Origin of the sequence: Kitasatospora sp. NPDC057738 (assembly GCF_042798815.1) — a bacterium.
Classification (GTDB): domain Bacteria; phylum Actinomycetota; class Actinomycetes; order Streptomycetales; family Streptomycetaceae; genus Kitasatospora; species Kitasatospora lactacystinica.
In genome coordinates, this window is record NZ_JBHVJT010000030.1 from 80,194 (window position 1) to 84,701 (window position 4,508).

Annotated in this window: 3 protein-coding genes; 2 read left to right on the forward strand and 1 reads right to left on the reverse strand. The window is 71.6% G+C overall.

Annotated elements, in window-relative coordinates; genetic code table 11:
* Positions 1-148: 148 nt before the first annotated feature.
* Positions 149-1,474 (reverse strand): radical SAM protein, encoded by a 1,326-nt coding sequence (locus ACFVGO_RS18460; RefSeq protein WP_359915267.1) that lies wholly within the window; start codon positions 1,472-1,474, stop codon positions 149-151.
* A 593-nt stretch (positions 1,475-2,067) separates the two neighbouring features.
* On the opposite strand from ACFVGO_RS18460, the gene ACFVGO_RS18465 reads away from it, so the two are divergent.
* Positions 2,068-3,444, forward strand: coding sequence for a family 2 encapsulin nanocompartment cargo protein terpene cyclase (locus ACFVGO_RS18465; protein ID WP_380358799.1), 1,377 nt, complete (start codon positions 2,068-2,070; stop codon positions 3,442-3,444).
* A gap of 87 nt (positions 3,445-3,531) precedes the next feature.
* Positions 3,532-4,410 carry a geranyl diphosphate 2-C-methyltransferase gene (locus ACFVGO_RS18470; protein WP_359915263.1) on the forward strand — a complete coding sequence of 293 codons (879 nt, stop codon included), beginning with the start codon at positions 3,532-3,534 and terminating at the stop codon, positions 4,408-4,410.
* Positions 4,411-4,508: the final 98 nt, after the last annotated feature.

The window sequence follows — 4,508 nt, forward strand, 5'->3', positions numbered from 1 at the left end:
GGGCGCAACAAGCACTGTGCGGCAAAGCGCCAACGCCCTGTGGGTCAGGGCGGAGCAGCTCCCCACTTCCCCCTGGTGAAGGGGGAGCGGAGGGGCTGGGCGCCCCCCCCTGGACGGTGGGCGGCGCCGCCTTCGGGGCGGGCCGTGCTCAGCCCTGCAGCGAGTCCATGAAGGAGCTCACCGAGAAGACCGCCTTGCCCGGGCCCGCCGGGCCGTAGCCGGGCGGGGAGGAGAGGCCGAACTCGTCCAGGGTCGCCCGGTAGGTCTGCAGCAGCCGGATGTGGTACTCCAGTGGCGCGCCCTGCGGGTTGGCCTTGCCGAGCGGGGTGGTGGGCTCGGGGCACCAGGTGGTGAAGCGCGGCACCACGCCGTGGGACATGAAGAAGCGCAGGCCCTCCTCGGTGGAGGCGATCGCCTCGTCCACCGTGGTGAAGCCGAAGGGCTCGGCCATCTCCACGCCCGCGACGAAGTTGGGGATCACGTTCTCCGGGCCGAACACCTCGGTGGAGTCGAGGATCCGGCGGTGCCACTCGTCCCGGCCGACGTAGCGCTCCTTGCCCGGGCAGTAGAGCTCGAACAGCCGCTTGTCCCACACCTCGAAGTTGGGGTGGTAGATCCGCACGCCGTAGTCGTGGAAGCGCTGGACGTCCTCGCGCGGCAGCGCCTGGGCCACCACCTTGCCGATCCAGCGGCCGGGGAAGCGCTCCTCGATGGCCTTGGCGTACTGCCCGTAGAAGTCGGCCTCGTCCCGGCCGCCGACGCGCGAGGTGATCGCCCCGCCGGTGAGGGTGTACGCCTGGGAGGCGCGGGCGGTGTCGTGCTCGTCGATCAACGCCAGCGCCTCCAGCACCTCCTCGACCGGCTTGACCCCGGTGTACGGGCGGCCGGCGGCCTTGTGCTGGCGCCAGTTGTGGTTGATGTCGCAGTACTGGCACTCCTCCTTGGCGCCGAAGTACTGGCAGACCCGGAACACCGTGAGGTAGATCAGGTAGCCCCACTGGATGGTCGGGGCGACCTCCATCACCGACTTCCCGTTGGCCAGCGTGTGCCGGTAGTAGTCCGGCATCGGCGGCAGGCCGACATCGGCGATCCGCGCACCGTCCAGGTAGAGGCCGAGGGTGCCGTCCTCGCCGGCGCCGACCCGGTAGGGCGAGTCCGGGTTCACCCGCACCGACACCACCGTGCGGCGCAGCCCGTACGGCCCGCCGGTCAGCACGATCTCCTCCGGCGGCCGGTTGAGCGCGGCGGCGCCCAGCTCGGGCAGGGTGCGGTGGTCGAAGGAGAAGATGAAGTACGACTTCGGCTTGACCTCGCCGCCCCCGTCGGCGCCGGCGCTGCCGCTGAGTGCCGACTCGTCGAAGGCCATGCCGCCGCGCAGCAGGTCCTCCTTGATCACCGCCTCCCGGGGCACGTCGGGATAGCGCTCCATGAGCTCCTCGACGAGTGCGGTGCGGCTGCGGGCCTGGCTCTCCATGCGCTGGTCTTCCTTCCTGGCCCCGTCCTCACGGCGCCCAGGCCATTCTGGTCCCCCTTACCGGTGGGGCCGTGCACCGGGCCGGGAGGTGACCGACCGGCCCGGCCCGGTCGCCGTCCGCTACCGCGACGGCGTGCCGGATCCAGCAGCGTGACGGCGGCGGCGAGCAGCTCCTGGTGGTGGCCCGGGACGTCCCGCCCGCCCGGCCGGTGCGGCGCGGTGGCCGCCACGCCGAAGTCCTCCAGCCGGCCACCGGTGCTCGCCCGACCCGTGCAGAACGGTGCCGGTGCCGGCCGCGGAGGGGGGCCACCCGGGGTCGGCCGGCCGGGGACACGGGTGGGCGTCAGTGGGTTGACGCGGGGGCGGGCGGCTCGGGCGGCTCGGGCGGGAGGGTTCGCGGCCAGGGCGGCCCCGGGACCGGTGTGATCAATGCACGACTGCGGCCCGCTCAAACGTCGTCAGCCCGAACGTTCACCCTATCGGGTGAGGAAGATCGTCCGTTGCGATGCGGAACGCGCCTTCGCGCCTACGGTGGTGAACCGAACCGAACGGGACGGGGGCGGAAGCCCGAGTTCCCGTTCGAGGCTGACGGAATGACGATCCGTCATATGCGCGCGACCCCTTCCCAGAGGAGGCTCCATGCCCCTGCGTGCCAGACCGGAGACACCATGCGGGCCCGTGACCGCCCCGGCGGTGGGCCCATGAGCACCCCGGCGATCGACCGGATCCTGCGCGGGCCCAGCGGGCTGGGCACCTCCGGGCTGCAGTTCCGGCCGCAGGTGTCGGCGCCCGAGGTCGAGGCCCCCGAGGCCCCCGCCTCCGAGGTCCCGGTGCCCGAGGTCCCGGAAGCCGCGACCGAGGTCACGGCGGCGACCCCCGGGTTCCGGCTGCCGCCCGTCCACGTCCTGCCCGTTCCGCCCGCCGCGGCCGCGACGACCTCGGCGGCCGCGAGCCCGGCCGCCGAGGCGCCGAGCGGCGGCAAGCCCAAGGCCGGCGACCCCATCCCCGGCCTGTACCACCACCCGATCGCCGAGCCCGACCCGGTGCGGGTGGAGGCGCTCAGCGCGGAGATCAAGGTCTGGGCCATGGAGGAGGTGGAGCTGTACCCGCCGGACTGGGAGAAGGACTTCGACGGCTTCTCCACCGGGCGCTACATGGTGGCCTGCCACCCGGACGCGCCGAGCGTCGACCACCTGATGCTCGCGGCCCGCCTGATGGTGGCCGAGAACGCGGTGGACGACTGCTACTGCGAGGACCTCGGCGGGTCGCCGATCGGCCTGGGCAGCCGCCTGCTGCTCGCGCACACCGCGCTGGACCCGCTGCACACCACGACGGAGTACCACCCGGAGTGGGAGGCCTCGCTGTCGTCGGACGCGCCCCGGCGCGCCTACCACTCGGCGATGGAGTACTTCACCCGGGCCGCCACGCCCTCCCAGTCGGACCGGTTCCGGCACGACATGGCGCGGCTGCACCTCGGGTACCTGGCCGAGGCCGCCTGGGACCAGGCGGACCACGTGCCGGAGGTGTGGGAGTACCTGGCCATGCGCCAGTTCAACAACTTCCGCCCCTGCCCGACGATCACGGACACCGTCGGCGGCTACGAGCTGCCCGCCGAGCTGCACGCGCTGCCCGCGATGCAGCGGGTGATCGCGCTGGCCTCCAACGCCACCACCATCGTCAACGACCTCTACTCGTACATGAAGGAGCTGGCCAGCCCCGGACTGCACCTGAACCTGCCGGTGGTGATCTCCGAGCGCGAGGGCGTCTCCCGCAAGGAGGGCTACCTGAAGGCGGTCGAGGTCCACAACGAACTGATGCTGGCCTTCGAGGCCGAGGCGGCGGCCCTGGCCCTGTCCTGCCCGGTGCCGGCCCTCCCACGGTTCCTGCGCGGTGTGGCCGCGTGGGTGGACGGCAACCACTACTGGCACCAGACCAACACCTACCGCTACACGCTGCCCGACTTCTGGTGACACCGGCCCTTCCGGCGGCGCCACCTCCCACCGGCAGCGAATCCCCTTTGATGACCGACCCCTTGACCATCCACTAGGAGTTGACCCATGTCCGTGACCGACGACATCACCACCCCCGGCAACACCATTCCCGGCCCGGCGACCCCGTACCAGGGCGACATCGCACGCTACTGGGACCACGAGGCCCGTCCGGTCAACCTTCGCCTGGGTGACGTCGACGGCCTCTACCACCACCACTACGGGATCGGGGAGATCGACCGGGCCGCGATCGGCGACCCGGCCGACAGCGAGCGCGAGAAGAAGGTGATCGCCGAGCTGCACCGCCTGGAGTCCGCCCAGGCCGACGTGCTGCTCGACCACCTCGGCGACATCCGCGCCGACCACACCCTGGTCGACGCGGGCTGCGGCCGCGGCGGCTCGATGGTGATGGCCCACCAGCGCTTCGGCTGCCGGGTCGAGGGCCTGACCCTCTCCACCCAGCAGGCCGAGTTCGGCAACAAGCGCGCCGCCGAGCTGGGCATCGGCGACTTCGTCCGCTCCCGGGTCGCCAACATGCTGAACATGCCCGTCGAGACCGGCACGGTCGCGGGCTCCTGGAACAACGAGTCCAGCATGTACGTCGACCTGCACGACCTGTTCGCCGAGCACTCCCGGGTGCTGAGCGTCGGCGGCCGGTACGTGACCATCACGGGCTGCTGGAACCCGCGCTACGGCCAGCCGTCGAAGTGGGTCTCGCAGATCAACGCCCACTTCGAGTGCAACATCCACTCCCGCCGCGAGTACCTGCGGGCGATGGCCGACAACCGTCTGGTGCCGCAGGCCGTCATCGACCTGACCCCGGACACCCTGCCCTACTGGGAGCTGCGCAACACCACCTCGCTGGTGACCGGCATCGAGGAGGCGTTCATCGAGTCCTACAAGGACGGCTCCTTCCAGTACGTGCTGATCGCGGCCGACCGGGTCTGATCGCCCGATCCCGTGGCCTCCGGACGGTGGCCCACGCCTCACGACGGCGGGGTGTTGACAACGACCGGGAGGTGAACATTGTCCGTGCCTGCGAGAGC